The following is a 1,677-nucleotide window of genomic DNA, read 5'->3' as shown; positions in this document are numbered from 1 at the left end:
ATCCCGAACGCCTCGGCCCACCAGCCCGGATCCGGGCCCCGCCAGGGCCTCGAGCCCCGGTAGTCACGCGGTTCCACGCCGCCTCCGGGGAAGACGGACATACCGGCCGCGAACTGCATGGTGGCCACGCGGTGCTGCAGGAACACCTCGACTCCCCCGCCCACTCGGGCGTCACGCACCAGGGCCACCGTGGCGGCCTCGCGGACCGGGACGTCCGCGGGTGAGGTCGTCACGGGGTCGCAGACGCGGCTCATGGACGCCGGTGCCGGCCGGACCGACGCGCCCGACGGGCGAAGAACCGTCCGTCGATGGCGTCGACGACGATCGACTGTGCGAAGGCGCGGCTGAGGTTCTCGGAGGTGATCACGTCGTCGATCAACCCGGTGGCCGTCACCCCGCCCTCCGCGAGCAGCATCGCGTGGGTGAAACCCGGGGGGATCTCCTCCACGTGGTGGGTCACCAGCACCGTGGCCGGGGCGTCGGGGTCGAGAGCCATGTCCGCCAGACGGGCGACCAGATCCTCCCGGCCACCCAGATCGAGGCCCGCTCCGGGTTCGTCCAGCAGGAGAAGTTCCGGATCGGTCATCATCGCGCGGGCGATCAGCACCCTCTTGCGTTCGCCCTCCGACAGGGTCCCCCAGGTGCGGTCGGCCAGGTGCTCGCCCCCGATCATCTCCAGGGTGTCCGCCGCGCGGTCGAAGTCGGCCCGGTCGTAGGCCTCCCGCCACCTCCCCAACACGGCGTACCCGGCGGAGACCACCAGGTCCTCGACCACCTCGTCGCCCGGGATCCGGCCGGCCACCGCGGCGGACGACAACCCCACCCGGCTCCGGAGTTCGGTGACCTCGGTGCGACCCAGTTGCTCACCGAGGATCACCGCCGAGCCGGTGCTCGGGTACTCGAGCGCCGAGGCGATGCGCAGCAGCGAGGTCTTGCCCGCACCGTTGGGCCCCAGGACGACCCATCTCTCGTCCAGCTCCACCTGCCAGGTGACGGGTCCCACGAGCGTCCGCCCGTCCCTCCGGAGCGAGACGTCGGTCAGATCCAGGACGAGGTCGGGGTCGGTCTCGATAGGCGTTCTCACGACCCCCATCTAACCCCCTCCCCGGTGGCCGGGTGCCGAGGAACACGGCACGAGCGCGTGAACACCCACGCCACGCCCCTGCCGGATCGGCGCCCGCTTCGATAGCGTCGTGTCGTAGAGGCGTCCACACCCCGGAGCCCGCAGCCGAGAGGAGCACCGACGTGAACGACCGTCTGGCCATCGACGAGGTCCGCCCCCTGGTCTCCTGCGGGAGGTTCCCCGCCAAGTCGGTCGTGGGTGAGGTGCTGCCGATCTCGGCGACCGTGTGGCGGGAGGGCCACGACGCGCTGTCGGCGAGCCTGGTGGTCCGCCGACCCGGTGGCGCCTCCTCCCGCACGACGATGGTCCCCGGGAAGGAGGCGGACACCGTCCACGCGCTCCTGACCACCGACGCCCCCGGGATGTGGTCGTTCCGCGTCGAGGCGTGGTCCGACCCGTTCGCCACGTGGAACAGCGGCATCGTCAAGAAGATGGACGCCGGCCAGGGCGCCGACGTCCTGGGTAACGAGTTCGAGGTGGGCGCGCGGGTCCTGGACGCCGGTGCCGCGCAGGCGGCGGCGTCGGGCGACACCGACCGTGCCGCGCTCCTGACG

General features: G+C 72.1%; 2 protein-coding genes and 1 pseudogene. 1 reads left to right on the top strand and 2 read right to left on the bottom strand.

Going from position 1 to position 1,677, the window contains the following annotated elements; genetic code table 11:
- Both IY392_RS01360 and IY392_RS01355 read right to left on the bottom strand, forming a co-directional pair.
- Nucleotides 1-254, bottom strand: a pseudogene (locus tag IY392_RS01360) (NUDIX hydrolase); the annotation flags it as partial.
- The gene (locus IY392_RS01355; RefSeq protein WP_194860335.1) at nt 251-1,093 is read right to left on the bottom strand and encodes an ABC transporter ATP-binding protein; all 843 of its coding nucleotides are present in this window, start codon (nt 1,091-1,093) and stop codon (nt 251-253) included. The gene IY392_RS01355 and the pseudogene IY392_RS01360, both read right to left, overlap by 4 nt.
- A 152-nt stretch (nt 1,094-1,245) precedes the next feature.
- On the opposite strand from IY392_RS01355, the gene IY392_RS01350 reads away from it, so the two are divergent.
- The coding region (locus tag IY392_RS01350; RefSeq protein ID WP_182628049.1) for a maltotransferase domain-containing protein at nt 1,246-1,677 on the top strand (432 nt) is incomplete at its 3' end.

This window comes from Dietzia sp. SYD-A1 (assembly GCF_015356725.1).
Taxonomy (GTDB): domain Bacteria; phylum Actinomycetota; class Actinomycetes; order Mycobacteriales; family Mycobacteriaceae; genus Dietzia.
The sequence above is the reverse complement of the archived record's forward strand: the minus strand, read 5'-3'. Positions and strand labels throughout refer to the sequence as shown.

Excerpts from the sequence above, each read along its gene's own strand:
- IY392_RS01355 (WP_194860335.1), bottom strand. The coding sequence starts at position 1,093 with ATGGGGGTCGTGAGAACGCCTATCGAGACCGACCCCGACCTCGTCCTG.